Annotated in this window: 27 protein-coding genes and 3 pseudogenes; 23 read left to right on the forward strand and 7 right to left on the reverse strand. The window is 74.9% G+C overall.

What is annotated here, in order from left to right; all coding sequences use genetic code 11:
* Nucleotides 1–29: 29 nt before the first annotated feature.
* The 13 genes and pseudogenes from ACIQGV_RS02315 (at nucleotide 30) to ACIQGV_RS02375 (ending at nucleotide 8,888) form a co-directional block, all read left to right on the forward strand.
* Nucleotides 30–560 carry a phage holin family protein gene (locus ACIQGV_RS02315; protein ID WP_402489191.1) on the forward strand — a complete coding sequence of 177 codons (531 nt, stop codon included), beginning with the start codon at nucleotides 30–32 and terminating at the stop codon, nucleotides 558–560.
* Nucleotides 561–706: 146 nt separating this feature from the next.
* A pseudogene (locus ACIQGV_RS02320) lies at nucleotides 707–2,560 on the forward strand (transketolase); the annotation flags it as partial.
* Nucleotides 2,557–3,483, forward strand: coding sequence for a non-homologous end-joining DNA ligase (gene ligD, locus ACIQGV_RS02325; protein WP_402489194.1), 927 nt, complete (start codon nucleotides 2,557–2,559; stop codon nucleotides 3,481–3,483). The pseudogene ACIQGV_RS02320 and the gene ligD, both read left to right, overlap by 4 nt.
* Before the next feature lie 72 nt (nucleotides 3,484–3,555).
* Nucleotides 3,556–3,867, forward strand: coding sequence for a gas vesicle protein (locus ACIQGV_RS02330; protein ID WP_402489197.1), 312 nt, complete (start codon nucleotides 3,556–3,558; stop codon nucleotides 3,865–3,867).
* Nucleotides 3,868–3,911: 44 nt separating this feature from the next.
* Nucleotides 3,912–4,340, forward strand: coding sequence for a gas vesicle structural protein GvpA (locus ACIQGV_RS02335; RefSeq protein WP_402489200.1), 429 nt, complete (start codon nucleotides 3,912–3,914; stop codon nucleotides 4,338–4,340).
* On the forward strand, nucleotides 4,337–5,107 hold the full coding sequence (locus ACIQGV_RS02340; RefSeq protein WP_402489202.1) for a GvpL/GvpF family gas vesicle protein: 771 nt from the start codon (nucleotides 4,337–4,339) through the stop codon (nucleotides 5,105–5,107). Before ACIQGV_RS02335 ends, ACIQGV_RS02340 begins: the two co-directional genes overlap by 4 nt.
* A gap of 3 nt (nucleotides 5,108–5,110) precedes the next feature.
* The gene (locus tag ACIQGV_RS02345) at nucleotides 5,111–5,359 is read left to right on the forward strand and encodes a gas vesicle protein GvpG (RefSeq protein ID WP_402489203.1); all 249 of its coding nucleotides are present in this window, start codon (nucleotides 5,111–5,113) and stop codon (nucleotides 5,357–5,359) included.
* A 12-nt stretch (nucleotides 5,360–5,371) separates the two neighbouring features.
* The gene (locus ACIQGV_RS02350) at nucleotides 5,372–6,094 is read left to right on the forward strand and encodes a DNA primase (protein ID WP_402489205.1); all 723 of its coding nucleotides are present in this window, start codon (nucleotides 5,372–5,374) and stop codon (nucleotides 6,092–6,094) included.
* Nucleotides 6,091–7,308: an SRPBCC family protein gene (locus tag ACIQGV_RS02355; RefSeq protein ID WP_402489208.1), complete on the forward strand. Its 1,218-nt coding sequence runs from the start codon at nucleotides 6,091–6,093 to the stop codon at nucleotides 7,306–7,308. Before ACIQGV_RS02350 ends, ACIQGV_RS02355 begins: the two co-directional genes overlap by 4 nt.
* Nucleotides 7,305–7,643 (forward strand): gas vesicle protein, encoded by a 339-nt coding sequence (locus ACIQGV_RS02360; RefSeq protein ID WP_402489211.1) that lies wholly within the window; start codon nucleotides 7,305–7,307, stop codon nucleotides 7,641–7,643. Before ACIQGV_RS02355 ends, ACIQGV_RS02360 begins: the two co-directional genes overlap by 4 nt.
* On the forward strand, nucleotides 7,640–8,422 hold the full coding sequence (locus tag ACIQGV_RS02365; RefSeq protein ID WP_402489214.1) for a GvpL/GvpF family gas vesicle protein: 783 nt from the start codon (nucleotides 7,640–7,642) through the stop codon (nucleotides 8,420–8,422). The genes ACIQGV_RS02360 and ACIQGV_RS02365 overlap by 4 nt, the downstream gene beginning before the upstream one ends.
* A complete protein-coding gene (locus ACIQGV_RS02370) occupies nucleotides 8,419–8,607 on the forward strand; it encodes a gas vesicle protein (RefSeq protein WP_402489216.1) in 189 nt (62 codons plus the stop codon). The genes ACIQGV_RS02365 and ACIQGV_RS02370 overlap by 4 nt, the downstream gene beginning before the upstream one ends.
* 17 nt (nucleotides 8,608–8,624) lie before the next feature.
* Entirely contained in the window at nucleotides 8,625–8,888 is a 264-nt protein-coding gene (locus ACIQGV_RS02375) for a gas vesicle protein K (protein ID WP_402489517.1), read from the forward strand.
* Between the two features lie 24 nt (nucleotides 8,889–8,912).
* Here the strand turns inward: ACIQGV_RS02375 and ACIQGV_RS02380 are convergent, their stop codons facing one another.
* Nucleotides 8,913–9,752 carry a methyltransferase domain-containing protein gene (locus ACIQGV_RS02380; protein WP_402489219.1) on the reverse strand — a complete coding sequence of 280 codons (840 nt, stop codon included), beginning with the start codon at nucleotides 9,750–9,752 and terminating at the stop codon, nucleotides 8,913–8,915.
* 157 nt (nucleotides 9,753–9,909) lie between these two features.
* Here ACIQGV_RS02380 and ACIQGV_RS02385 point away from each other — a divergent pair, with 157 nt between their 5' ends.
* The 3 genes and pseudogenes from ACIQGV_RS02385 to ACIQGV_RS02395 all read left to right on the forward strand — a co-directional run bounded on the left by ACIQGV_RS02385 (nucleotide 9,910) and on the right by ACIQGV_RS02395 (nucleotide 13,042).
* A complete protein-coding gene (locus ACIQGV_RS02385; RefSeq protein WP_402489221.1) occupies nucleotides 9,910–10,626 on the forward strand; it encodes a histidine phosphatase family protein in 717 nt (238 codons plus the stop codon).
* A gap of 42 nt (nucleotides 10,627–10,668) precedes the next feature.
* Nucleotides 10,669–12,288 carry an ATP-binding cassette domain-containing protein gene (locus tag ACIQGV_RS02390; RefSeq protein WP_402489223.1) on the forward strand — a complete coding sequence of 540 codons (1,620 nt, stop codon included), beginning with the start codon at nucleotides 10,669–10,671 and terminating at the stop codon, nucleotides 12,286–12,288.
* 437 nt (nucleotides 12,289–12,725) lie between these two features.
* Nucleotides 12,726–13,042 (forward strand): annotated as a pseudogene (locus ACIQGV_RS02395) (DUF6158 family protein).
* 114 nt (nucleotides 13,043–13,156) lie between these two features.
* On the opposite strand, the gene ACIQGV_RS02400 reads toward ACIQGV_RS02395, so the two are convergent.
* The 4 genes and pseudogenes from ACIQGV_RS02400 to ACIQGV_RS02415 all read right to left on the reverse strand — a co-directional run.
* Complete coding sequence (locus tag ACIQGV_RS02400; RefSeq protein ID WP_402489226.1) at nucleotides 13,157–13,699, reverse strand: type 1 glutamine amidotransferase domain-containing protein; 543 nt, start codon at nucleotides 13,697–13,699, stop codon at nucleotides 13,157–13,159.
* A gap of 6 nt (nucleotides 13,700–13,705) precedes the next feature.
* Nucleotides 13,706–14,131 (reverse strand): CBS domain-containing protein, encoded by a 426-nt coding sequence (locus ACIQGV_RS02405; protein ID WP_402489228.1) that lies wholly within the window; start codon nucleotides 14,129–14,131, stop codon nucleotides 13,706–13,708.
* Nucleotides 14,131–14,514 carry a DUF2795 domain-containing protein gene (locus tag ACIQGV_RS02410; protein WP_402489230.1) on the reverse strand — a complete coding sequence of 128 codons (384 nt, stop codon included), beginning with the start codon at nucleotides 14,512–14,514 and terminating at the stop codon, nucleotides 14,131–14,133. Before ACIQGV_RS02410 ends, ACIQGV_RS02405 begins: the two co-directional genes overlap by 1 nt.
* 130 nt (nucleotides 14,515–14,644) lie before the next feature.
* Nucleotides 14,645–14,974: pseudogene (locus tag ACIQGV_RS02415) on the reverse strand (thiamine pyrophosphate-requiring protein); the annotation flags it as partial.
* 201 nt (nucleotides 14,975–15,175) lie between these two features.
* Here ACIQGV_RS02415 and ACIQGV_RS02420 point away from each other — a divergent pair.
* The 4 genes from ACIQGV_RS02420 (at nucleotide 15,176) to ACIQGV_RS02435 (ending at nucleotide 19,408) form a co-directional block, all read left to right on the forward strand.
* Nucleotides 15,176–15,970: an RNA polymerase sigma factor SigF gene (locus tag ACIQGV_RS02420; protein ID WP_402489233.1), complete on the forward strand. Its 795-nt coding sequence runs from the start codon at nucleotides 15,176–15,178 to the stop codon at nucleotides 15,968–15,970.
* A 158-nt stretch (nucleotides 15,971–16,128) separates the two neighbouring features.
* Complete coding sequence (locus tag ACIQGV_RS02425) at nucleotides 16,129–16,791, forward strand: hypothetical protein (RefSeq protein ID WP_402489236.1); 663 nt, start codon at nucleotides 16,129–16,131, stop codon at nucleotides 16,789–16,791.
* A 257-nt stretch (nucleotides 16,792–17,048) separates the two neighbouring features.
* Entirely contained in the window at nucleotides 17,049–18,296 is a 1,248-nt protein-coding gene (locus tag ACIQGV_RS02430) for an aminotransferase class I/II-fold pyridoxal phosphate-dependent enzyme (RefSeq protein ID WP_402489239.1), read from the forward strand.
* Nucleotides 18,293–19,408 carry an MBL fold metallo-hydrolase gene (locus ACIQGV_RS02435; protein ID WP_402489242.1) on the forward strand — a complete coding sequence of 372 codons (1,116 nt, stop codon included), beginning with the start codon at nucleotides 18,293–18,295 and terminating at the stop codon, nucleotides 19,406–19,408. Before ACIQGV_RS02430 ends, ACIQGV_RS02435 begins: the two co-directional genes overlap by 4 nt.
* Nucleotides 19,409–19,429: 21 nt before the next feature.
* Here the strand turns inward: ACIQGV_RS02435 and ACIQGV_RS02440 are convergent, their stop codons facing one another.
* Both ACIQGV_RS02440 and ACIQGV_RS02445 read right to left on the reverse strand, forming a co-directional pair.
* Nucleotides 19,430–20,050 (reverse strand): DedA family protein, encoded by a 621-nt coding sequence (locus tag ACIQGV_RS02440; RefSeq protein ID WP_402489244.1) that lies wholly within the window; start codon nucleotides 20,048–20,050, stop codon nucleotides 19,430–19,432.
* Complete coding sequence (locus tag ACIQGV_RS02445; RefSeq protein ID WP_402489247.1) at nucleotides 20,047–20,820, reverse strand: MBL fold metallo-hydrolase; 774 nt, start codon at nucleotides 20,818–20,820, stop codon at nucleotides 20,047–20,049. Before ACIQGV_RS02445 ends, ACIQGV_RS02440 begins: the two co-directional genes overlap by 4 nt.
* A gap of 84 nt (nucleotides 20,821–20,904) precedes the next feature.
* Between ACIQGV_RS02445 and ACIQGV_RS02450 the strand changes: the two genes are divergently transcribed.
* From ACIQGV_RS02450 to ACIQGV_RS02460, 3 genes are all read left to right on the forward strand, one after another.
* On the forward strand, nucleotides 20,905–21,342 hold the full coding sequence (locus ACIQGV_RS02450) for a hypothetical protein (RefSeq protein ID WP_402489249.1): 438 nt from the start codon (nucleotides 20,905–20,907) through the stop codon (nucleotides 21,340–21,342).
* Nucleotides 21,343–21,498: 156 nt separating this feature from the next.
* Nucleotides 21,499–23,613, forward strand: coding sequence for a phage holin family protein (locus tag ACIQGV_RS02455; protein ID WP_402489252.1), 2,115 nt, complete (start codon nucleotides 21,499–21,501; stop codon nucleotides 23,611–23,613).
* A 97-nt stretch (nucleotides 23,614–23,710) separates the two neighbouring features.
* A complete protein-coding gene (locus ACIQGV_RS02460; protein WP_402489254.1) occupies nucleotides 23,711–24,136 on the forward strand; it encodes an OsmC family protein in 426 nt (141 codons plus the stop codon).
* Nucleotides 24,137–24,257 lie beyond the last annotated feature (121 nt).

The following is a 24,257-nucleotide window of genomic DNA, read 5'->3' on the forward strand; positions in this document are numbered from 1 at the left end:
CCCGCGGGACGGCGGGTACCCGGGCCCGCATGGACCGCTTGGATCATCTGGAGCACCTGGACAAGGCACTGGTCGACGAGCTCGCGCAGGTGGCGCGGGAGACCGTGCGGGACGAGCTGCGACGGCAGACCCGTGGGCAGCGGCGGCGCGCGGTGCTGTACGCGGCGTCCGGCGCCGTCGCCCTGTACGCGGGGGCCGCCGTCGCGCTCACCGTCGGACTCGCCCTGGCCGCCGGTCTTCCCGACTGGGCCGCCGCACTGATCACCGCCGTGATCCTGGGCGCCGCCGCCTACGCGCTGCGCGCGGCGGCCAGGCCGTCGTCCTCCCGGCCGTCCCCGCGGGGCGGCGCGCAGGACGACGCCCACGGACAGCAGGCGCACGGGGCCGCCGCGCCCCAGGGCGTGACGCCCGGCGGCCTCGGCGGCCCGGCCGGCTTCCCGCCCATGCCGCCCGTGGCGCCGGGCACGCCCGGCGCGGGCACCCCGGCACCCGGCGGCACCGCGGCGCCCGCCCCGCACCAGGACGGCGCCGACCCCGAGAACCCCCACCACAGGGCGTGACGCCGGCGAGCAGGCGGACACGGGCCGCGTCCCGCGGCGCCGCGTTCGCCGGGCGTCTCGTCCGGGATCCCGCGCGTTTGGGCGCGCGGGCCGGGGAAACGCGGTGACGCGCAAGACCGGTACGAGTACGGCGAACCCGACGAAGGAGCGCGATGAACTCCCGTGAATACGCCGACCTCGCCCGTCAGCTGCGCGTCGACAGCGTGCGCGCGGCCGCCGCCGCGGGCAGCGGGCACCCGACGTCCTCGATGTCCGCCGCGGACCTGATGGCCGTCCTGCTGGCGGGCCATCTGCGCTACGACTTCGACCGGCCCGCGCACCCCACGAACGACCGCTTCGTCCTCTCCAAGGGCCACGCCTCTCCGCTGATGTACGCCGCGGCCAGGGCGGCCGGCGCGATCGACGAGGAGGAACTGCTCACCTTCCGCAAGCAGGGCAGCCGCCTGGAGGGCCATCCCACCCCGCGCCGGCTGCCCTGGGTGGAGACGGCCACCGGATCCCTCGGCCAGGGTCTGCCGGTCGGCGTGGGCATCGCGCTGTCCGGCAGCCGCCTCGACCGCACCGGCTACCGCGTCTGGGTGCTGTGCGGGGACAGCGAGCTCGCCGAAGGGTCCGTGTGGGAGGCCGCCGAGCACGCCGCCTTCGAGCACCTGGACAACCTCACCGCGATCGTCGACGTCAACCGCCTCGGCCAGCGGGGCCCCACCCGCCACGGCCATGACCTCGACGCCTACGCCCGCCGCTTCCAGGCGTTCGGCTGGCACACCGTGGAGATCGACGGCCATGACGTCGACGCGATCGACCGCGCCTGCAAGGAGGCGGCCTCCACCCTCGGCCAGCCCACCGTGATCCTCGCCCGCACCCTCAAGGGCAAGGGCGTCGAGGAGGTCCAGGACCGCGAGGGCCTGCACGGCAAGCCCCTGCCCGACCCCGAAGGAGCCGTCGCCGAACTGGGCGGACCCTCCGACCTGCGCGTCCGGGTCGCCGACCCGCCCGCCGCCCGTGTCCTGCACGCCGTGCGCTCCGGACACCCGGAGATCCCCCGCTGGGACCGGGGCGAGGACGTCCCCACCCGGGACGCCTACGGCAAGGCGCTCGCCGCCCTCGGCAGCGGACGCGGTGACGTCGTGGCCCTGGACGGCGAGGTCGGCGACTCCACGCGGGCCAAGGCGTTCGCCGACGAACACCCCGACCGGTTCTTCGAGTGCTACATCGCCGAACAGCAGATGGTCGCCGCCGCCGTCGGGCTCGCCACCCGCGGCTGGGTGCCCTACGCCTCCTCCTTCGCGGCCTTCCTCACCCGCGCCCACGACTTCGTCCGCATGGCGGCGGTCAGCGGGGCCGGCATCAACGTCGTCGGCTCGCACGCGGGCGTCGCCATCGGCGAGGACGGGCCCTCCCAGATGGGCCTGGAGGACCTGGCGATGTTCCGGGCCGTGCACGGCTCGACCGTGCTCTACCCGTGCGACGCCAACCAGACGGCTCATCTGGTGGCGACCATGGCCGCACTGGACGGCATCCGCTATCTGCGCACCTCGCGCGGCGCGACACCGGTGATCTACGACCCGCGCGACGAGTTCCCGGTCGGCGGCTCCAAGGTGCTGCGCTCCTCCGCGCAGGACCGGGTCACGCTGGTCGCGGCGGGCGTGACCGTGCACGAGGCGCTCGCCGCGGCCGACCTGCTGGAACGCGAAGGCATCGCCGTGCGCGTCCTCGACCTGTACTCCGTCAAGCCCGTCGACCGGCTCACCCTGCGGCAGGCCGCCGAGGAGACCGGCGCCCTGGTCACCGTGGAGGACCACCACCCCGAGGGCGGCCTCGGCGACGCCGTCCTCGACGCGTTCCAGGACGGGCGCCCCGTCCCGCGGCTGGTGCGGCTCGCCGTACGGACGATGCCGGGCTCGGCCACGCCCGAGGAGCAGTTGCGCGCGGCGGGCATCGACGCCGGTTCGATCGCGGCCGGCGTACGCCTGCTCGTGGAGCAGGCCGTGGTGCCGTGAGCGGCGACGACGTACGGCGGATCCGGGCCGGGCGGCGCACGGTGGAGGTGCGCAGGCCCGGCAAGGTGCTCTTCCCCGGCGGCGCGGACACCCGGGAGTACACCAAGGGCGACCTCGCCGACTACCACCGGGCGGTCGCCCCCTTCATGCTGCCGCATCTGCGCGGGCGCCCGCTGATGCTGGAGCGCCACCCCGACGGCATCGACGGCCCGCGCTTCATGCAGAAGAACACTCCCGGGCACTACCCCGGCTGGATCGCCCGCGCCGACCTGCCCAAGGAGGGCGGCACCGTCCAGCACACCCTCTGCCAGGACACCGCCACCCTGCTGTACCTCACCGACCAGGCGTGCCTCACCCTGCACCGCTGGCTGTCCCGTGCCGACGGCGTCGGCCACCCCGACCGGATGGTGTTCGACCTCGATCCGGCCGGGGACGACTTCGGCCGGGTGCGGGAGACGGCACTGCTCGTCGGTGAACTGCTCGACGCCCTCGGGCTGCCCTGCGCGCCGATGACGACCGGCTCCCGCGGAGTGCACGTCGTGGTGCCCCTGAACGGCCGGCACGACGTCGACGAGGTCCGGGACTTCGCCCGGGCCGTCGCCGACCTGCTCGTCTCCCGGCACCCGGACCGCTTGACCACCGCCGCCCGCAGGAAGGACCGCGGCGACCGCCTCTACCTCGACGTGCAGCGCAACGCCTACGCGCAGACCGCGGTCGCGCCCTACACCGTGCGGGCCCTGCCGGGCGCCCCGGTGGCCACCCCCCTGACCTGGGACCGGCTGACCGATCAGGAGGTCACCGCCCGTAGCTGGACCGTCGCGAACGCCGTGGAGCAGGCACGTACCGACCCCTGGGCCGGAGCCATGAGCCGGCCCCGTTCCCTGCGGCCCGCCCGGCGCAGGCTCGACGCGCTGAGCGGCTGAAAACCTGCCCGCCGACGAACGGTCGGGTTTGACCAGGGCTCTCCTGGCCACTCGCCCGTGGGAGAGACGCCCATGACTGAGAAGACAAGCAAGGAGACCGGCGGGGCGGAGAAGAAGCCGTCCCCGATGGAGGTACTGCGCCAGGCGCGGGAACAGCTGACCGAGCTGACCGGGATGACGGCCGAGAGCGTGTCGTCCTTCGAGCGGACCGAGGACGGCTGGTCCCTGGACGTCGAGGTGCTGGAGCTGGAGCGCGTCCCGGACACGATGAGCCTGCTCGCCAGCTACCGGGTCGAGCTCGACCCGGACGGGCAGCTCACCGGCTACCGGCGCGTCCGCCGCTATGAGCGCGGACGGTCCGACGCGAGCCGCTCCGGCCGCTAGGCCGCTGTACCGCCACCCACTTCACGACAGGAGGAACGGCAGGTATGACCGTCGTCCCGGCAGCACAGACAGGCGGGTCGGGAGGCTCCAGCGGCCTCTACGACGTGCTGGAACTCGTACTCGACAGGGGGCTCGTCATCGATGCCTTCGTCCGGGTCTCCCTGGTCGGTATCGAGATTCTCAAGATCGACGTCAGGGTCGTCGTGGCCAGCGTCGACACCTATCTGCGGTTCGCTGAGGCGTGCAACCGCCTCGACCTGGAATCCGGACCGCACAAGAGCCCCGGCCTGCCCGATCTGGTCGGCGAGATGACCGAGTCGGGCGCCCGCGGGAAGTCCAAGGGCGCGCTGACCGGCGCCGCGCAGACCATCTCCGACGCCTTCCAGCAGGCCCGTGACGAGGGCTCCGAGGAGCGCGAGGCCAGGCCGCGCGCCCGTCGGTCGTCCTCGCGCCGCAAGGAGGAGCAGGAGTGAGCACCTACGTCTACGGAATCGTCGCGCGTTCCCACCCGTCGCTGCCCGACGGCCTCACCGGTGTCGGAGACCCGCCGCGCCCGGTGCGGCTGCTGCCCGCGGGGGAACTGGCCGCGATCGTCGGCGAGGCACCCGAGGGGCTGCGGCCCAAGCGGCGTGACCTGATGGCGCATCAGACGGTGCTGGGAGAAGCCGGATCCACCGGCTCCGTGCTGCCGATGCGGTTCGGCAGCGTCGCCCCCGACGAGGACACGGTCACCGCCGTGCTCACCGAGCGGGCCGGCCACTACCAGGAGCGGCTGCGGGCGCTCGACGCGCGGGTCGAGTACAACATCAAGGCGTCCCACGTCGAAGAGGCCGTGCTGCACCAGGTGATGGCCGCCGACCCGGAGCTCCGCGCCTTCGCGGAGGCGAACCGGAACGCCGGTGGCGGCAGTTACGACGACAAGCTGCGGCTGGGCGAGATGGTCGCGACCGCCGTGCGCGCCCAGGAGGCCGAGGACGCCGCCCGGGTGCACGAGGCGCTGGAAGGGGCCGCCGAGGCCGCCAGTGCGGGGCCCGAGTCCGGCGGCTGGCTGGTCAACGTCTCGTTCCTGGTCCACCGCGACGAGGCCGCCGCGTTCCTGGAGACGGTGGACGAGACCCGCAAGAGCCTTCCGCACCTGGAACTGCGGGTGAACGGGCCCCTGCCGCCGTACAGCTTCGTGGAGCCGGGTCCGGCGGACGCCGCGCCCGCGGGTCTCACCGGCGCGGAGCGCGTGGAGTAGGCCATGGGTCTGATCACGGAGGTGCTGCTGCTGCCGTTCGCGCCCGTGCGCGGAAGCGCCTGGGTGATCAACCAGGTGCTGCGCGAGGCGGAGCGCCAGTACTACGACCCCGCCGTCGTCCAGGCCGAGCTGGCGCGACTGGAGCAGGCCCTGGAGGCGGGGGAGATCGACGAGGAGGAGTTCGACCGCCGGGAGGACGAGCTGCTCGACAGGCTGGAGCAAGGCCCGCGCCCGGACGCGGCCGGAGAGTGACAGGACAGGACGATGAACCGAACGGGACTGGGCCTCGCGATAGGGGCCGGATACCTCCTGGGACGCACCAGGAAGCTGAAAGTAGCCCTCGCCGTCGGCTCGTTCGTGGCCGGCAAGAAGCTGGGCGGCCCCCGGGCGATCGCCGAACTGGTCTCGACGCAGCTGCGGGACAACCCGCAGTTCAAGGAGATCGGCGACCAGCTCCGCGGCGAGCTGCGAGGCGTCGGCAAGGCCGCCTCCTCGGCGATGGTCGAGCGGCAGCTCGACGCCCTCGCCGGCCGGCTCCACGACCGTACCGCGCAGACGCGCGACCGGCTCGCCGGCGTGCTCCCCGACGAGGACGAGGAGCGCGAGGACGAGGAGCGCGAGGAGGCCGAGGACGCGCCGAAGTCCCGGAAGGCCGGCAAGGCCGACGCGGACGCCGACGAAACCGAAGCCGACGACGAAACCGAAGCCGACGACGAAGCCGACGACGAAGCCGAAGCCGACGACACGGACGACGACGAGTCGGACGCGGACGGGTCCGCGAAGTCCCGCGGCTCCGGTGGCCGGGCACGGGCCAAGAAGGCCACCGCGCCCGCCAAGAAGGCCGCCCCCCGCAAGAGCACGGCCCGCAAGAGCCCCGCCAGGAAGACGGCGCAGAAGACGGCCGAGAAGAAGACCAAGTCGGCGGCCGGGTCCGCCACCAGGACGGCCAGCCGGGCCCGCCGTCCGAAGGGAGGCGGAGACCGATGACCGACACCGCTCGATCCACCGCCTCGAAGGCGACCGACGCCGCGCAGAGCAATCCCCTCACCGACCTGGCCCACAGCGAGGCCGCCGACCGGCTCAAGGCCGAGCTCCAGGAGTACCTGGCCGCCCAGGCCCAGCGGGTGCTGGCCGGCGCGGGCCGCAAACTCGGTGAGACCACGGTCAAGCTCAACGACATCGCCGAGGGCAACAGCCCGGGTTTCGCCAAGCTCGCGCTCGAGGGCGGCCGCAAACTCGCGGAAGGCAAGTCGCCCCTGCGCGCGGCGCTGGAGACCGGCGCCGGCCAGATGAAGGACAAGGCGATGGGCGCCCTCAAGAACCTCGGCGGCGGCAAGGGAAAGGGCAAGGGCAAGGGCGGCGGAGGCCAGAAGCCGACCGTCATCATGGAGTACATCGACGTCGGCGTCGACCTGCGCACCGCCTACGACCAGTGGACCCAGTACCAGGACTTCAGCACCTTCGCCAAGGGCGTCAAGAGCGCGAACCGCGCCAACGACGTGGACTCCGACTGGAACCTCAAGGTGTTCTGGTCCAGCCGCAGCTGGAAGGGCCACACCACCGAGCAGGTTCCCGACGACCGGATCGCCTGGTCGTCGGAGGGCGCCAAGGGCACCACGAAGGGCGTCGTCTCCTTCCACCGGCTGGCCGACAATCTGACCCGAGTCCTGCTCGTCCTCGAGTACTACCCCTCGGGCCTGTTCGAGAAGACCGGCAACATCTGGCGGGCCCAGGGCCGCCGGGCCCGGCTGGACCTGAAGCACTTCGCCCGGTACATCACCCTCAAGGGCGAGGCGAAGGACGGCTGGCGCGGGGAGATCCGCGACGGCGAGGTCGTCAAGAGCCACGAGGACGCCCTGGCGGAGGAGGAGCAGGAGGAGTCCGAGGACCGGGACGAGTCCACCGACGAGGAGCGCGACGAGCAGCCTCGCGGCGAGGACGAGTACGAGGACGAGGACGAGGACGAGGACGAGGACGACGAGGAGTATCCGGACGAGGACGCCGAGTACGACGACGCCGGGCGTGCCGACGACGCCGAGTACGACGACGATGGAGAGGACGCCGAGGACTCGGACGAGCCCGAGGGCCGGTACGAGGACGAGGACGAGTACGAGGACGGCGGGGAAGAGAGGGGCGACGACGAGTACGAGCCCGAGCCCGAGCCCGAGCCCGAGCCCCGGTCCCGGCGGAGCCGCCGATGAGCGTGGCCGGCCGGCTGCCCGAGCCCTATGCCCGCGACGGTGGCGGCGCCAACCTCGCCGACATCCTGGAGCGGGTGCTGGACAAGGGTGTCGTCATCGCGGGCGACATCCGGATCAACCTGCTCGACATCGAGCTGCTCACCATCAAGCTGCGGCTCGTGGTCGCGTCCGTCGACAAGGCGAAGGAGATGGGCATCGACTGGTGGGAGGACGACCCGGCGCTGTCCTCCCGCGCCCGCCGCTCCGAACTCGCGCGTGAGAACGCCGAGTTGCGGGAGCGGCTGGCACAGCTGGAGCAGCTGGAGCCCCGCAAGGCACAGGAGGAGGCCCCGTGAGCGGTCTGCGCTACGTCTACGCCGTCTGCCGGCCCTTCAGCTCCCCGCTTCAGGTGCAGCTGACCGGGGTGGCGGGGGTGCCGCCCCGGCAGCTGGAGCACCACGGCCTGATCGCCGTCGTCAGCACGGTGCCGGAGACGATCTTCTCCGAGGAGCCGCTGCGGGAGCATCTGGAGGACCTCGACTGGCTCACCGCCACGGCCCGCGCCCACCAGGGCGTGATCGACGCGCTCACGGCCGTCACCACTCCGCTGCCGCTGCGGCTCGCCACCGTGTTCCGCGACGACAGCGGCGTACGCGTGATGATCGAGCGGCACGAGGAGGAGTTCCGGCGCACCCTGGAACGGCTGACCGGCCGGGTCGAGTGGGGTGTGAAGCTGTACGTCGAACCCGAGCCCGAGCCGGAGGAGCCGGCGGCACCGGCGGCCCGCCCGGCGAGCGGCCGGGACTATCTGCGCCGCCGGCGCAGGCAGTCGCTCGGCGCGGAGGAGACCTGGCGGCGGGCCGAGGAGTTCGCGAACGGCCTGCACCGCACGCTGTCCGCGCACGCCGAGGAGGTCCGGCTGCACGCGCCGCAGAACCCGGCGCTCTCCGGGGCGGCCGGGCAGAACGTCCTCAACGCCGCCTATCTCGTGCCCCGCGCGCAGTCCGAGGAGTTCGTGGAGCTGGTGGACCGCACGAAGGACGAGGCCACCGGGATGCGGGTGGAGCTCACCGGGCCCTGGGCGGCCTACTCGTTCACGGGGGACATGGGATTCACGGGGGAGGAGGACCGGTGACGGTGGTGGAACGCCGGGAGGTGGCCCTCGTCGACCTCCTCGACCGGCTGCTGGCGGGCGGGGTCGTCGTCACGGGGGACCTCACGCTGCGCATCGCGGACGTCGACCTCGTCCGCATCGATCTGAACGCCCTGATCAGCTCGGTCGGGCCAGGCGTTCCCGCGCCCTGGGGGGAGCCGCTGTGAGCGCGCGCGGACACCGGATGGAGCTGGACCCCGACACCGTCGAACGGGACCTCGTCAAGCTGGTCCTGACCGTGGTGGAGCTGCTGCGCCAGCTCATGGAGCGGCAGGCGCTGCGCCGTGTCGACGTCGGGGACCTCAGCGAGGAGCAGGAGGAGCGGATCGGGCTCACCCTGATGCTGCTGGACGAGCGGATGACCGAGCTGCGGGAGCGCTACGGCCTGCGGCCCGAGGACCTGAACCTGGACCTCGGGCCGCTGGGACCCCTGCTGCCCCGGGAGTGAGGCGGCGGGGGCAGGACGCCGTGCTCAGGACGCCGTGCGGGTCCCGCCGCCCTCGCGGCACAGGATCTCCCCGTGCAGGACGCTGAACCAGCCGTCCTCCCGCTCGCCCCACTCCCGCCAGGCCCGCGACACGGCCCGCAGCTCCTCGGCGGTCGCGTGGCCGCCCTCGGTGGCGCGGTCCGCGTAGGCCGAGGCCAGCGTGCGGTCGGCCCACAGGCCGCTCCACCAGGCACGCTCCTCGGGGGTGGAGAAGGTCCAGGTGGAGGAGGTCGCGGTGATGTCCGTCAGGCCCGCCTCCAGGGCCCACGACTTCAGCCGGCGCCCGGCGTCCGGCTCGCCGCCGTTGGCGCGGGCGACCCGCTGGTAGAGGTCCTGCCAGTCGTCCAGGCCCGGCGAGGCGGGGTACCAGGTCATGGCCGCGTAGTCGGAGTCGCGTACGGCGACGATCCCGCCCGGCCGTGTCACCCGGCGCATCTCGCGCAGGGCCTGGACGGGGTCGCCCACGTGCTGGAGCACCTGGTGGGCGTGGACCACGTCGAAGGAGTCGTCCGGGTGGTCCAGGGCGTGGATGTCGGCGACGGTGAAGTCGGTGTTGGCCAGGCCCCGTGCGGCGGCCGTGGCCCGGGCCGTCGCCACGATCTCCGGCGCCCGGTCGGCACCGGTGACATGCCCGTCGGGGACCAGCTCGGCCAGGTCGGCGGTGATGGTGCCGGGGCCGCAGCCGATGTCCAGGATCCGCATGCCGGGCTCGATCGAACCGAGCAGGTACGCCGCGGAGTTGGCGGCGGTGCGCCAGGTGTGGGAACGCAGCACCGACTCGTGGTGCCCATGGGTGTAGACGGCGGTCTCCCGTGCTTGCGGCATGGCTGTACCCCTTCGCGTCCGGCCCGTCCCGGGGTGCCGGGGCGGCTGACGTCACCGTAAGCCCGGGTGCCGCATTCTGAGATACCTATTTCTTTATATGGACTGACGGTGTGTCAGTCCACGTACTCGCGTCGGCCGCCGCGGGTACGCTGAGGCGATGCGTCTGCTTCTCGTCCGCCACGCCCAGACCGTCGCCAACGTGGACTTCCTGCTGGACACCGCGTATCCCGGCGCCGAGCTGACCGAGCTGGGGGAGCGGCAGGCCGCGGCGCTGCCGGAGGCCCTGGCCGGCGAGGACGTCACCGCCGTCTACGCCTCCCCGCTGACCCGGACCCGCCGTACGGCCGCCCCGCTGGCCGCCGCCCGCGGCCTGGAGGTCCGGGTGCGCGACGGGCTGCGCGAGGTGACGGCGGGCGATCTGGAGATGCTGCCCGGCGGCTCACCGCGGGGACAGACGTTCATGCGGACCGTGGTCGCGTGGATGGAGGGCGCCACCCGGCTGCGGATGCCGGGCGGCGAGACCGGCGAGGAGGTGCTCGCGCGCTACGACGCCGTGGTCGCGGAGGCCGCGGACGGCGGCGCCGGCACCGCCGTGCTGGTCAGCCACGGCGCCGCCGTCCGGCTGTGGACGGCCGTGCGCGCCGGGAACCTGGACGCCCCCTTCGGCGCCTCCCAGGGCCTGGAGAACACCGGCGTGGTCGTCCTGGAGGGCTCCCCGTCCGACGGCTGGACGGCGCTGTCGTGGGCCGGTGCGCTGGTGGAGGGCACCGGGCCCGTCGTCGAGGAGGGCCCCGCGGGACGGCCCCTCGGCGAGGCGGACCGGCACGGGCCGGACCCCGCGGGCCCCGGGGGCGGACCGGGCGGGGCGGTATAACGGTTTGCCCGGCCGGGCGGGGCGCCCGCACAATGCCTGACCATGGGACATCTGGAAGCCGCGCACCTCGAGTACCACCTCCCCGACGGGAGGACGCTGCTCGGCGACGTGTCCTTCCGCGTGGGCGAGGGCGCGGTCGTCGCCCTCGTCGGACCCAACGGCGCCGGCAAGACCACCCTGCTGCGCCTGATCTCCGGCGAGCTGAAGCCGCACGGCGGCACCGTCACCGTCGGTGGCGGGCTCGGTGTGATGCGTCAGTTCGTCGGCTCGGTGCGCGACGAGACCACCGTGCGCGACCTGCTCGTCTCGGTCGCCCCGCCGCGCATCCGGGAGGCCGCGAAGGCCGTCGACGCCGCCGAGCACGGCATCATGACCGTCGACGACGAGGCCGCCCAGCTGAAGTACGCCCAGGCCCTCGCCGACTGGGCCGAGGCCCGCGGCTACGAGGCCGAGACGCTGTGGGACATGTGCACCACGGCCGCGCTCGGGGTGCCGTACGACAAGGCGCAGTGGCGGCAGGTGCGCACTCTGTCCGGCGGCGAGCAGAAGCGGCTGGTGCTGGAGGCGCTGCTGCGCGGCACCGACGAGGTGCTGCTGCTCGACGAGCCCGACAACTACCTCGACGTGCCCGGCAAGCGATGGCTGGAGGAGAAGCTGAAGGAGACCCGCAAGACGGTCCTCTTCGTCTCCCACGACCGGGAGCTGCTGGCCCGCGCCGCCGAGAAGATCGTCTCCGTCGAACCCGGCCCGGCCGGCGCCGACGCCTGGGTGCACGGCGGCGGCTTCGCGACGTACCACGAGGCCCGCAGGCAGCGCTTCGCCCGCTTCGAGGAACTGCGCCGGCGCTGGGACGAGAAGCACGCCCAGCTGAAGAAGCTGGTGCTGAACCTCCGTCAGGCCGCCGCCGTCAGCCATGAGATGGCCTCCCGCTACGCCGCCGCCCAGACCCGGCTGCGCAAGTTCGAGGAGGCGGGTCCGCCGCCGGAGCCGCCGCGCGAGCAGGACATCACCATGCGCCTCAAGGGCGGCCGCACCGGCGTACGGGCCGTCACCTGCGCGGGGCTCGAACTGACCGGTCTGATGAAGCCGTTCGACCTGGAGGTCTTCTACGGCGAGCGGGTCGCGGTCCTCGGCTCCAACGGCTCCGGCAAGTCGCACTTCCTGCGGCTGCTGGCCGGGGAGGACGTCGCGCACACCGGCGAGTGGAAGCTGGGCGCGCGCGTGGTGCCCGGGCACTTCGCGCAGACCCACGCCCACCCGGAGCTCCAGGGCCGCACGCTGCTGGACATCCTGTGGAAGGAGCACGCCCAGGACCGGGGCGCCGCGATGTCCCGTCTGCGCCGCTACGAGCTGACGCAGCAGGCCGAGCAGACCTTCGACCGGCTCTCCGGCGGCCAGCAGGCCCGCTTCCAGATCCTTCTGCTGGAGCTCCAGGGCGTCACCGCCCTGCTGCTGGACGAGCCCACCGACAACCTCGACCTGGAGTCCGCGGAGGCCCTCCAGGAGGGCCTGGAGGCGTTCGACGGCACGGTCCTCTCGGTCACCCACGACCGCTGGTTCGCCCGCTCCTTCGACCGCTATCTGGTCTTCGGCAGCGACGGCCGGGTCCGCGAGACCCCGGAGCCGGTCTGGGACGAACGGCGGGTGGAACGGGCCCGCTGAGGCCCGGCCCGCGCGGCCGTCCGGGCCGGGCCGACGGGGTCAGGCCCGGCGCGGCAGGGCTCCGCTGCCGCCCGCCGGCACGTCGTCGCGGCCGCCCGCCGCCGGGCCCCAGGGACAGCGCACCGGCCACCGCCGCCCGGCGACCGTCCCGGCGGGCCCCGGCAGGGGTGCGGTGCGCGGCAGCGGGGGGCATCGGGCCGCCGGTCCGGCACGACCTCACCCGCCCGGGGGAACAGGGCCAGGCCGGGCGGGCTCGGCCGCATCGCCCCCGCGGTCGGGTGCCGCTCGTGGGGTGCCCTCGGTGCGGCGGGAGGAGTCGACGTACACGGAGGCCCAGGGGCCGGTTTGTTCGTACAGTGGATGCAGGAAGGCGAGGTCCATGGCTCCCTCCCGGGACGCCTCCCGGGGTGGTGCTCCCGGGCGGGTACCCGAACGGCATGGACGAACACGACGAGCGGGGCACACCATGACCGGAGTCGACCCGGGCCGCCTGGACGACCAGCAGCTCATGAAGGAGCTGGAGACGATCCACCGGACCCGCCACGACACCCTCCTGTACGGGTCGAACGACGCGCTGCGCGTCCACAACGAGCGCATGGCGCAGCTGGAGGGCGAGTATCTGCGCCGCAATCCGCGCAGGTCCGTCTCGCCCTCACGCACCCGCGACGGCGCCCGCGGGCGGGCCACGGCCGGCCGGGCCACGGCCGGGCGGGCCGCCGAGACGCCCGTGGGCAAGTGGGGCGGGGGCGGCTGACCCCCCGCCCGCCGGACGTCCGGCGCGGCCGGCGGCCTCCGACACGCGGGGCCCCCGGGACCGGGAGTCGGTTCCGGGGGCCCGGCGCGGGCCGCTCACGTCCGTGCGCCGCCCTCAGGCGTCCGCCTTCGCGAAGACCTCCAGGAAGGTCTCGCAGAACGCCTTCAGATCGTCCGGTTTGCGGCTGGTGACCAGCTGGTTGGGCCCGTGGTCGCACACCTTGACCTGCTCGTCCACCCAGGTGCCGCCCGCGTTGACGATGTCGGTGCGCAGGCTCGGCCAGGAGGTGAGCTCCCGGCCGCGCACCACGTCGGCCTCCACCAGCGTCCACGGGGCGTGGCAGATCGCGGCGACCGGGCGGCCCCGTTCGAAGAAGCCCCTGACGAACGCCACCGCCTCGTCGTCCGTGCGCAGGAAGTCGGGGTTGGCCACCCCGCCGGGCAGCACCAGCGCCCCGAACGACTCCGCCGGCACCTCGCCCACCACGTCGTCCACCGTGAAGGTGTCCGCCTTGTCGAGGTGGTCGAACGCCTGCACCTGACCGGACTTCGTGGACACCAGCACGGGTTCGTGCCCGGCGTCCTGCGCGGCCTTCCAGGGTCCGGTCAGCTCGATCTGCTCCACGCCCTCGGGCGCCGTCAGAAACGCGATACGCATGCGTCGTCACTCTCCTTCGTCGGATCCGGCCCTGCTGATCGCGGCGAGGGCGCTGCCGGGGTCCTCCGACACGGCCAGGTCCCCGAGGGTGACCACGCCGACCGGCAGGCCGTCCTCGACGACCGGCAGTCGCCGTACCGACCTCGCCCGCATCAGTGCCACGGCCGCCGCCACCGTGTCCGTCGGCGCGACCGTCACCGGACCGGGGGTGCAGACCGCCCCCGCGCTCATCGTCAGCGGGTCGACGCCCTCGGCCACCGCCCGCACGGTGATGTCCCGGTCCGTGAGCACCCCCACGACCTCCTGGCCGTCGGCCACCACCACGTCCCCGATGTCCTGCGCGCGCATCAGCTGCGCCGCCTCCGTCAGGGAGGCGTCCGGGCGTACCGCGACCACGCCCGGGGTCATCACCTCGCGCACGAACTCCGCCATCAGCGGCTTCCCTCCGATCCCGCTCCCCCTGTCAGGGCCTCCGCCAGCTCCTGCACGTTGCGGTAGCGCGCGGACCGGGGGAGGCGGTGCAACGGCTCGATCAGGGCGTCCGGCGCATGCCTGCCGCGCAGCACCCCGATCAGCTCGTGCGGCCCCGCCGGGAACGACGTACGGCCCAGCATCCGGCCCAGCTCCAGTCGTGCCTCCGCCGTGGAGGCCGGCGCGGCCGGTCCGCCCGCCAGACGCGGGTCGTCCTCCGCGGAGGGCTCCGGGTCGTGCCACTCCTCCACCCGGGTGGGATGGCCCGACCTCAGCAGGCCCTGCAACTGGTGCTTCATCTCGTCGTCGCGGTGCGCGCTCATCCGGTCACTGCCTCGCTGCATGACTCCTCCTGATCGTCGGCAGTCGCGCACCGCGTACCCGGACGGGCACCGCCGACACCGGGGTTTGCGGCGGGGATCGCAGGAGACCCGGCCTGCGCCCCCCACGGGCCACCTACGGGAACGACGGGACGATCACCCCCGTGGCACGAGGGAGTCCGTCGCTGAGGACGTCCCTGCCGGGCAGCGCCCCGGCCACGCCCGCGCCGAGCGTCCGCGCGAGCCGCTCCGCCTCCGCGCGGCCACCCGCCGCGCCCCGGCCGGCCAGGACCGCCGTCCTGTCACCGGAGTTCAGGATCTCCGCGGCCCGGCGCAGCGGCCCCCTCGACGGGACCGCCGGCCGGCCCCTGAGGTCCGGGCTCGACGGCACCGTCCTGAACCCGTGCGCGGGCGGCGGGCGGTCCAGCTCCTGCACATCGCCCGGTACGACGACCGCGGCGGCACAGCGGCGCGCGTACGCCGTGCCGGGTCACCCCGCCCCCCGGCGGGAAACCCCGGCCCTGGTTTGCGGTCACCGGGCCGGGGCAGGCGCACCGGCAGTGCTTCGGACCGGAGGCACGCCCGTGGGAGCGGCATCGCCGCAGCCCTCGCGTCCCCCGGTCGCGTCGCGGACTCCCACGGTGACCTGCCGAACCCGAGTCCACGCAAGGGAGTTGCGACGCGCATGCGAACCCGAGCAGCTGCGAAGCGCCATCCGCACCACGACGCCCCCGACACCGCCGAAGCGTTCCGCACCCTCGCCCAACTGCCTCCCGGACCGCGGCGCGACGTGCTGCGCGGCGAGATCGTCGAGGCATGGCTGCCCATGGCCGCGCGGCTCGCCGGCCGCTTCCGCAACCGCGGCGAGAGCTACGAGGACCTGCGCCAGGTGGCGGCCCTCGGCCTGGTCAAGGCCGTCGACCGCTACGACCCCGCGCTCGGCAACGCGTTCGAGAGCTACGCCGTGCCGACCGTCACCGGAGAGATCAAGCGCCACTTCCGCGACCACATGTGGACCGTGCACGTGCCGCGCCGGGTCCAGGACCTGCGCAACCAGGTCCGGTTCGCCGTCCAGGAACTGAGCCAGCGGGCCCCCGGCCGCAGGCCCACCGTCACCGAGATCGCCGCGCACACGGACATGAGCGAGGAGGACGCCCGCGCCGGCCTGGAGGCACTGGAGAGCTTCACCGCCCTCTCCCTCGACGCCGAACTGCCGGGCGGGGAGGACGGCCACCGCCTCGGCGACGTCCTCGGAGCCCCCGATCCCGCCCTCGACACGGTCGTCGACCGCGAGGCCGTCAGGCCCCGGCTCGCCGCCCTGCCCGAGCGTGAGCAGGCCATCCTCTACATGCGCTTCTTCGGCGACATGACCCAGAGCCGCATCGCCGAGCAGCTCGGCGTCTCCCAGATGCACGTCTCCCGGCTGATCAGCCGCTGCTGCGCCCGGCTGCGCGAGCAGGTGCTGAGGGACGCCGCCTGACGGACCCGCCCGGACCGCGCCGGGTTCACCCGGACGGACGCCCGGCGTCCCACCGATGGTGGCCGGCCGCGCGCGGGGCCGGGCGGGGCGGGCTGTGATGGCTGCGGAGGCGCGAACGCCGTGCCCCCGCAGCCGCCGGCCCCGAGGAGCCCTCCGTCATGCGCCGCACCGCCCGTGCCCTGTCCGTCGCCGCCCTCACCGGCGCCGCCCTGGCCGGTGCCGCACCGCCGGCCCCGGCCGGGCCGGCCGCCCGGGCCGCCCCCGCCAGTGTCCCGGCCGGGCCGGCCGCGGAGGTCGACCCCGCCGTCGCCTCGCCCGGCGGCACCGTCACCGTGTCCGTCACCTGCGACCCCACCGGCGGGTCGCCCCCGCCGGCCATGGACGCCACGTCCGAGGCGTTCGACGAGGGCACCGTCGCCCTGAACCTGGTGCCCACCGCCGTCGACCCGCAGGCCGGACCCGTCTACCGCGGCACCGCGCTCATCGCCTCCGCCGCCGACCTGGAGAGCGACCCGGCGGGCCTCGGACCGGACACCGCCTGGACCGTCGACGGCACCTGCCCCGCGGCGCCCGGCGGCCAGGGCAAGCCGTGGAGCGCGACCTTCACGGTCACCCGTACGGCCCCCGCGTCGCCCTGCCCCCGGCCGCAGGCCACCTGCCCGCCCGCGCCCGCACCCGTGCAGCACGGCGTGCGGGCCGGCGAGGGCGGCGCCTTCACCGACTCCGTGCCCGCGCTGGTCGTCGGCGGCCTGTTCATCGCCGGCGCGTTCGGCGGGGCCGTCTACCGGCTGCGCCGCAGGACCCCGGCCCGGGACGCCTGACCCCGTGTCCCGCCGGGTACGCGGTGCCCCGAGGGACCGGCCGCGCCCCACGCGGCCCACGGCACGGGAGGCGGCGGGGATCCGGCGGGACGACACTCGTGCCACGGCCGGCCCGTGCCCGGCGGCCCGCCCCGGCCCGTGACGGCGGCCCGCGAGGCCGCCGCGCCGGCCCCCGGCCGGGGGCCGGGACACCGGTCCGGGAGCGGACCGGGGGCGCGGCAGGGCAGAGGCGATGACGGCACGATCCGGAGGTGGGCATGCGGTGGGCGGATGCGGAGGGACACGGGCCCGTCCGGTACGGGCCCCCGTTGCCCGAGGACGGGCTGCCGGTGCTGCCCGAGCTGTGCGGGGTGCTGGCCGCGGCGGCCGGGCGGGCCGCGGCCGAACCGGTCGGCGGCGGCACCGCGCTGCTGGAGGCGGCCTGCGGCTACTGGGAGCGGCGCGGGCTGCCCACCGAACCGGGGCACACCGCCGCGGGACCCGGCGCCCCGGCCCTGCTGCTCGCGCTGACGGCCGCGCTCGGCGGCGACGTCCTCGTGCCCCGTCCCTGCGCCGCCTGGTGGGCCCCGTACGCCCGTCTGCTCGGCAGGCCCGTCTTCCATGTCGCGACCCCCGCCGAGTGCGGCGGCGTGCCCGACCCGTACGCCCTGCTGGAGACCGTGCGCCGGGTGCGGGAGGAGGGCGGCGACCCCCGCCTGCTCGTGCTGTCCGTCGCGGACGACCCCACCGGCACCGTCGCCCCGCCCGAGGTGCTGCACGAGGCGGTCGAGGCCGCGGCCGGCGAGGGACTGCACCTGGTCAGCGACGAGACCTGGCGCGACACCCTGCACACCCCGGCCGGGACGGTGCTGCTCAGCCCGGCCGAGATGCTGCCCGGCCGGGTCACCGTCGTCAGCGACCTGGCCGGCGGACTGCTGCCCGCGGCCTGGCCCGCCGCCGTCGCCCGCTTCCCCGCGGACGCGGACGGAACCCGCCTCCACGCGCGCGTGCTCGACATCCTCACCGCTCTGGGCGCCCGTGTCGCCGGTCCGGTCGCCACCGCGGCCTCGTACGCCCTCGCCGAACCCGAGCCGGTCGCCGACCGGGCCCGGGCCGCCGTGCGCCTCCACGTGCGGGTGGCCGCCGCCCTGCACGCGGCCGTCACCGGCGCCGGTGCCCTCAGCCGCCCGCCACAGGCCGGCCGCCACCTCTACGCCGACCTCGGCCCGCTGCGCGCCGCGCTGTCCGCGCACGGCGTCGGCGACGCGCAGGAACTGGAGGACTTCCTCACCGCCCGGCTCGGCATGCCCGCCCCCGGCGGACAGCGCTTCGGGGACGATCTCGCGGCCCTCCGCGTCCGGCTCGCCACCGGCCCGCTGCTCGGCCGCACGGACGAGGAACGCGCGCGGTGCCTCGCCTCACCCATGCCCCTGGAACTGCCCCACGTGCAGAGCGCGTTGACCACCGTCCGGACGGTCTTCGGCGAACTCCGCGACGACGTCCGGCGACGGGAGCCTCCTCGATGACGCAGCAGTCCGAGCCGACCACCACGGGGGCGAGCACCGGCACGGACCCGAGGACCGGGGGATCCGGCTCCGGCGAACCGCCCCGTCCCACTCCCTCCCTCCTCACCGGGTCCCCCCTCGCCCCGCCGTTCCCGCCCCTCGCCGAGCCCCGCCCGCTGGGGGAGCGCCGTGTGTGGCCGCGCACCTTCCACGACCGGCTCACCGCCCCGCTGCCCGGCCTCAAGGCCCTCGCCCGCTTCGCCCGCGAGGGCGCCGTGCGCCCCGGCCCCGAGGGCCTCGCCGACATCCCCCGCATCCCCTTCGCACCCGCTCCGCTGCCCAGGGTGGACGCCCGTACCGTCGCGGTCTCCTGGGCGGGACACGCCAGCTGGGTCGTGCGCGTCGGCGGGCTGAGCGTCCTCACCGACCCGGTGTGGTCCCGCCGCATCCTCGGCACCCCGGCCCGGGTCACGCCCGTGGGGATCGCCTGGAACGCGCTGCCGCACATCGACGCCGTCGTCATCAGCCACAACCACTTCGACCATCTCGACGCCCCGACCCTGCGCAGGCTGCCGGCCGACACCCCGGTGTTCGTGCCCGCCGGCCTCGGCGGCTGGTTCCACCGCCGCTGCTTCACCCGCGTCACCGAGCTGGACTGGTGGGAGGCCGCCCAGCTGTCCGGGGTCCGCTTCGACTTCGTCCCCGCCCACCACTGGTCCAAGCGCACCCTCACCGACACCTGCCGCTCCCTGTGGGGCGGCTGGGTCCTCACCGACCCCCACGGACAGCGCGTCTACTTCGCCGGCGACACCGGCTACGGCCACTGGTTCTCCCGTATCGGCCGCCGCTACCCCGGCATCGACCTCGCGCTGCTCCCCATCGGCGCCTACGACCCCCGCTGGTGGCTCAGCGACGTCCACTGCGACCCCGAGGAGGCCGTGCGCGCCGCACAGGACCTCGGGGCCCGCCGGCTGGCCCCCATGCACTGGGGCACCTTCGTCCTCTCGGCCGAGCCGGTGCTCGAACCGCTCGTGCGGGTGAGGCGGGCCTGGGAGACGGCGGGCCTGGACCGGGCCGACCTGTGGGACCTGCCCGTGGGCGCGTCCAGGGTGCTGGAGCGGACCGGCGGCTGACGCCCGGCTCCCGCGGAGGGCTCAGCGGAGGGACCGCACACGCCGCCACAGACTCGGCGCCACACTGATCAGCAGGGTCAGCGCGATCGCCACGACCACCCCCTGCCAGGGCTCGGGGAACAGGGAACCCCCGAGAATCCCGATGAACTGGTACGTCACGGCCCAGGCCAGACAGGCGGGCAGGTCGCCCCGTACGAACCTCCGCAGCGGCCACCTGGCCAGCAGACAGGCCAGCATCACCGGCAGCCGCCCGGCCGGCACCAGCCGCGACAGCACCAGCACGGCCACCCCGTGCTCGGCCAGTTTCGTCTGCGCCTGCTCCAGCCGGTCCTCGGGCGCCCGGGCCCGGATCGCCTCCAGCCAGCGCGAGCCGTTCTTCGACCCCACCCCGCGCCGGCCCAGCCAGTACAGCGCCACATCACCCAGGAACGCCGCCAGCGAGGCCGTCACGAACACCAGGCCCAGCGCGAAGGGCGCCGTCTGGTGGAAGGCCACCACCGCCGCGGAGGACACCAGCGCCCCCGTCGGCACCACCGGCACCAGCGCGCCGGCCAGCACCAGCAGGAACAGCATCGGATAGCCGAGTGCCTGCTGGGTCGACTCCTGCGGCACGGACTGGGACGCGGCCGCGAGCAGGCTCACCGCGCGACCTCCAGGCGCACGCTCTCCCCGTGACCCAGCCGGTGCACCGCCGTCCCCGGCACCCGCTCCGCCGCCAGCCGCACGAACTCCTCGCCCGGCGCGTGGAACTCGTGCGGCCGTACGGCGTCCATCCCGATCGGCCAGTACGTGCCGTAGTGCACCGGCACCGCGCTGCCCGCGCCCAGCCGGGCCAGCGCCTCCGCGGCCCGCCCGGCGTCCAGGTGCCCCTCGCCGAGGTACGGGCCCCAGCCGCCCACCGGCAGCAGCGCCACGTCGACCGGCCCGACGTCCTTCGCCATGGTGTCGAACAGCCCGGTGTCCCCGGCGAAGTACGTGCGCGCCTCCCCCTCGACGACATAGCCCAGCGCGGGGGCGCGGTGCGGACCGACCGGCAGCCGCCGCCCGTCGTGCGCCGCGGGCACGGCCCGCACCCGCAGGCCGCCCACCGCCGTCTCGTCGCCCGGACCGACCTCGCTGATCCGCAGATGGCCGAGCCGGCGCAGCGACGGCACCGCCCGGGGCGCGCCCCGGGGCACGAGCAGGCGCGTGCCCGGCGCGAGCCGCGCGAGCGACGGCACATGCAGATGGTCGGCGTGCAGATGCGACACCAGTGCCACGTCCGCGCGCCATGCGCCGGGCGGCGGCAACGCGCCCCGGCGACGCCTCAGGTGCGCCAGCCTGCGGGCGAACAGGGGATCGGTGAGGACGCGTACGTCCGAGTCCGCGACCGTGCAGGTGGCGTGCCCCCACCAGGTGATCTCCACCGGCACCTCTGCGCCCCCTTTCGCGCGACTCCCCAGAGCCTACGGGCAGGAGTAGGGTCGGCGGCGAAACCCGGAGGTGAGGGGGACGCCATGGGACGGACACGGGGTGCCTTCGGCCGGCCGGACGCGGCGGCGGTCCATGTCACCGCGATCGCGAGTCTGACGCCTCTGGAGGAACTGGAGGCGGACCCCTTCCTCGTGGACTCCCGCGGCCAGCACGCCATGTGCGCGCGCTGGGCCGCCGAGCACGGTTACGTCGTCACGCGCGAGCTGCTCGTGCGCGGGCTGCGGCCCGACCACCGTGCCCTGTGGGACGGGGTCCGGCCGGGTGTGGACCTGTTCGTGGCGCCGAGCCGGCGGGTGCTGGAGTGCGCGCTCGCCTCCCTGGAGGAGTTCACCGCCGAGTGCGCGCGGCGCGGGGTGCGCGTGGAGACCGTGGGCCGGGCCGAACCCGCCTACGACGCCCGGATGAAAGCCGTCGTGCACCGCAGGCTGTCGATGCCGACCGCGGGCTACGACGGCCGCTGACCCCGTCCCGGCCGCAGGGCCGGGCGGCGCGGCCCGCCGCGCACCCGGGCACGTACTTTCGAATGTCGCCCGAGCGGCCGGCCGGTTCCGCACGCCGGTGTGCCAGGCTGGAGACGGGCCCGCGGTGGCGACGGGCCGGGACGTGAGGTGTGCGGCGTGCGGGGACGGCGTTGGCGACGGGCCGTGAACCAGATCGGCCGGAGCACCGCGGTGTGGGCCGTCTCGACCCTCACCATGCTCGTCCTCGCCGGCCTTCTGCCCGACTTCCGGCTCCAGTCCGCCGACGGCGACAGCGCCACCCGGATCGCGGTCACCGCCGCGTTCGGCGCGGGTGCCTTCGGCCTGCTGTCCGCCCTCGTCTGGCCTCTGCTCGTCCGGCTGCTGCTGCTCGTCCCGGCGTTCGTGCTCGGCCTGCTGGTGTTCTTCCTCAACGGCGCCCTGCTGCTGCTGGCGCTGGACCTGAACCCGGCCGAGCGCGGCGGTGCGGCCTGGGAGACCGCCGTGGTGGTGGCCGCCGTCATGTCGGCCGTCGCCTCCGCCACCGGCGCCGCCCTCGCCGTGCGCGACGACGACGCCTACCGGCGCCGCCTGTACCGGCTCGCCGACCGCCGCCGCAGATCCCTGCCGCCCGGCCCGGCCACCCCCGGCACCCTCTTCCTGCAACTCGACGGCGTGGGCCACGACGTGCTCGCCGACGCCGTCGCCAAGGGCCTCGTGCCGACCGTCGCCCGCTGGCTGCACGGCGCCCCCGGCACGTCCGCCACCCACCGGCTCACCCCCTGGCGCACCGACTGGTCCAGCCAGACCGGCGCCAGCCAGCTCGGCATCCTGCACGGCAGCACCTTCGACGTCCCCGCCTTCCGCTGGTACGAGAAGGACAGCCGTGAGGTCATGGTGTGCAACCGGCCCACCAGCGCCGCCGAGCTGCAACGCCGCGCGGTCGCCCGCACCGGCGACGGCGGGCTGCTCGGCGCCGACGGAGCCAGCCGCGGCAACCTGTTCAGCGGCGGCGCCGACGAACAGGCCCTGGTGCTCTCCATCGCCACCCGGCGGCGCAGCCGCGAGACCCGCTCCCGGGCCGGGTACTTCGCCTACTTCTCCGACCCGGCCAACGCCGTGCGCACCGCCCTGTCGTTCGTCGCCGAGACGGGCCGTGAGATCGGCCAGTCCACCCGGGCCCGGCTGCACCGGCAGCGCCCCCGCGTCAGGCGCGGCGGCCTCTACCCCTTCATCCGCGCCTTCGCCACCGTCGTCGAGCGGGACGTCGTCGTCGCGGCGGTGATGGGCGACCTGCTCGCCGGCCGGACCGCGGTCTACGCCGACCTGGTCGCCTACGACGAGGTCGCGCACCACTCCGGCCCGCACAGCCGCGACGCCGAGCGGGTGCTCGCCCGGCTCGACCGCTCGCTGGCGCTGATCGAGAAGGTCGCCGAGCACGCCCCGCGCCCCTACCGCCTGGTCGTGCTCTCCGACCACGGCCAGAGCCCCGGCGAGACCTTCCGCGCCCGCTACGGCCTCACCCTCGGCGACCTGGTGCGGGCCGGCTGCGGGCTGCCCGTACCGCGCAGGGCCCGCCGCACCCACAGCGGCGCCGAGGCGCGGGCGGCGGTGCGCGCGGCGCTGCGCCGGCCGGTGGAGGAGCGCGCCGAGCAGTACCGGCCCTCCCGGCGCAGCGAGCCCGTCGTGCTCGCCTCCGGGAACCTCGGCCTGGTCTCCTTCCCGGACGTGCCCCACCGCATGACCAAGGAGGAGATCGACGCCCGCCACCCGGCGCTGCTGGCGACCCTCGCCAACCATCCCGGCATCGGTTTCCTCCTCGTGCGCAGCGAGGAGCACGGAGGGGTCGTCCTCGGGGCGTTCGGCGCCGAGATCCCGGTCGCCGAACTGGAGGACGGGCAGGGCCCGCTGGCCGCGTTCGGGCCGGGCGCCGCCGGCGCCGTGCGGCGCACCCACTCCTTCCCGCACACCGCCGACATCATGGTCAACTCCTTCCACGACCCCGCCGACGGCGAGGTCCTCGCCTTCGAGGAGCAGATCGGCTCGCACGGCGGGCTCGGCGGCGCCCAGGGGCGGCCGTTCCTGCTGTCCCCGCTCGCCCTGTCGCCGCCCGCCGGGGAGATCGCCGGCGCCGAGCACGTCCACCAGGTGCTGCGCCGCTGGCTGCGCGAGTCCGACGGCCCCCAGGTGCCGCTGGACGGGGCCCCGCCGCGGTCCGCCGAGATCGCCCCGTTCCCCGTCGTGGACGAGGTCGTGCGGGACAGGTCCGCCTGACGGGTGTTCCGGGTGCGCCGGGCCGGAATGTGATCGGATAGGGCGCGGGCACCCGGGGAACCGGGACCGCATCGAGTGCATGCGAAAGGAAGAACCCGTGGCTACCACGCGCTCCGCACACACCGTCTGGGAAGGCGACCTGCTCAAGGGCAACGGAGTCGTCACCTTCGACTCCTCCGGCATCGGCGAGCAGCCGGTGTCGTGGCCGTCGCGCGCCGAGCAGGCCAATGGAAAGACGAGCCCCGAGGAGCTGATCGCCGGCGCCCACTCCAGCTGCTTCTCCATGGCGCTGTCGCACGGCCTGGCCGGTGCCGGCACGCCGCCCACCAAGCTCGTCACCTCGGCCGACGTCACCTTCCAGCCGGGCGAGGGCATCACCGGGATCCACCTGACCGTCGAGGGCACGGTGCCCGGACTCGACAACGACGGCTTCGTGGCCGCCGCCGAGGACGCCAAGGCCAACTGCCCCGTCAGCCAGGCCCTCAAGGCCGTGCCGATCACGCTGTCGGCGAAGCTGGCCTGAACGGGTCCGCCCGTCGGGACCGTGGGGCCCCCCCCCCCCGGGGGGGGCCGCCCGGCGGGTGACGGGCCGGGCGCCGGGGATCGACGCCCAGGAACACCGGGGCGCGCGCCCGGTCACCCGC

Origin of the sequence: Streptomyces sp. NPDC093094 (assembly GCF_044754345.1) — a bacterium.
Taxonomy (GTDB): Bacteria; Actinomycetota; Actinomycetes; order Streptomycetales; family Streptomycetaceae; genus Streptomyces.

Coding starts and splice junctions, on each gene's coding strand:
- ACIQGV_RS02315 (WP_402489191.1), top strand. CDS start 30: ATGGACCGCTTGGATCATCTGGAGCACCTGGACAAGGCACTGGTCGAC.
- ACIQGV_RS02330 (WP_402489197.1), top strand. CDS start 3,556: ATGACTGAGAAGACAAGCAAGGAGACCGGCGGGGCGGAGAAGAAGCCG.
- ACIQGV_RS02335 (WP_402489200.1), top strand. CDS start 3,912: ATGACCGTCGTCCCGGCAGCACAGACAGGCGGGTCGGGAGGCTCCAGC.
- ACIQGV_RS02345 (WP_402489203.1), top strand. CDS start 5,111: ATGGGTCTGATCACGGAGGTGCTGCTGCTGCCGTTCGCGCCCGTGCGC.
- ACIQGV_RS02350 (WP_402489205.1), top strand. CDS start 5,372: ATGAACCGAACGGGACTGGGCCTCGCGATAGGGGCCGGATACCTCCTG.
- ACIQGV_RS02355 (WP_402489208.1), top strand. CDS start 6,091: ATGACCGACACCGCTCGATCCACCGCCTCGAAGGCGACCGACGCCGCG.
- ACIQGV_RS02360 (WP_402489211.1), top strand. CDS start 7,305: ATGAGCGTGGCCGGCCGGCTGCCCGAGCCCTATGCCCGCGACGGTGGC.
- ACIQGV_RS02375 (WP_402489517.1), top strand. CDS start 8,625: ATGGAGCTGGACCCCGACACCGTCGAACGGGACCTCGTCAAGCTGGTC.
- ACIQGV_RS02380 (WP_402489219.1), bottom strand. CDS start 9,752: ATGCCGCAAGCACGGGAGACCGCCGTCTACACCCATGGGCACCACGAG.
- ACIQGV_RS02385 (WP_402489221.1), top strand. CDS start 9,910: ATGCGTCTGCTTCTCGTCCGCCACGCCCAGACCGTCGCCAACGTGGAC.
- ACIQGV_RS02390 (WP_402489223.1), top strand. CDS start 10,669: ATGGGACATCTGGAAGCCGCGCACCTCGAGTACCACCTCCCCGACGGG.
- ACIQGV_RS02400 (WP_402489226.1), bottom strand. CDS start 13,699: ATGCGTATCGCGTTTCTGACGGCGCCCGAGGGCGTGGAGCAGATCGAG.
- ACIQGV_RS02405 (WP_402489228.1), bottom strand. CDS start 14,131: ATGGCGGAGTTCGTGCGCGAGGTGATGACCCCGGGCGTGGTCGCGGTA.
- ACIQGV_RS02410 (WP_402489230.1), bottom strand. CDS start 14,514: ATGCAGCGAGGCAGTGACCGGATGAGCGCGCACCGCGACGACGAGATG.
- ACIQGV_RS02420 (WP_402489233.1), top strand. CDS start 15,176: ATGCGAACCCGAGCAGCTGCGAAGCGCCATCCGCACCACGACGCCCCC.
- ACIQGV_RS02425 (WP_402489236.1), top strand. CDS start 16,129: ATGCGCCGCACCGCCCGTGCCCTGTCCGTCGCCGCCCTCACCGGCGCC.
- ACIQGV_RS02430 (WP_402489239.1), top strand. CDS start 17,049: ATGCGGTGGGCGGATGCGGAGGGACACGGGCCCGTCCGGTACGGGCCC.
- ACIQGV_RS02435 (WP_402489242.1), top strand. CDS start 18,293: ATGACGCAGCAGTCCGAGCCGACCACCACGGGGGCGAGCACCGGCACG.
- ACIQGV_RS02450 (WP_402489249.1), top strand. CDS start 20,905: ATGGGACGGACACGGGGTGCCTTCGGCCGGCCGGACGCGGCGGCGGTC.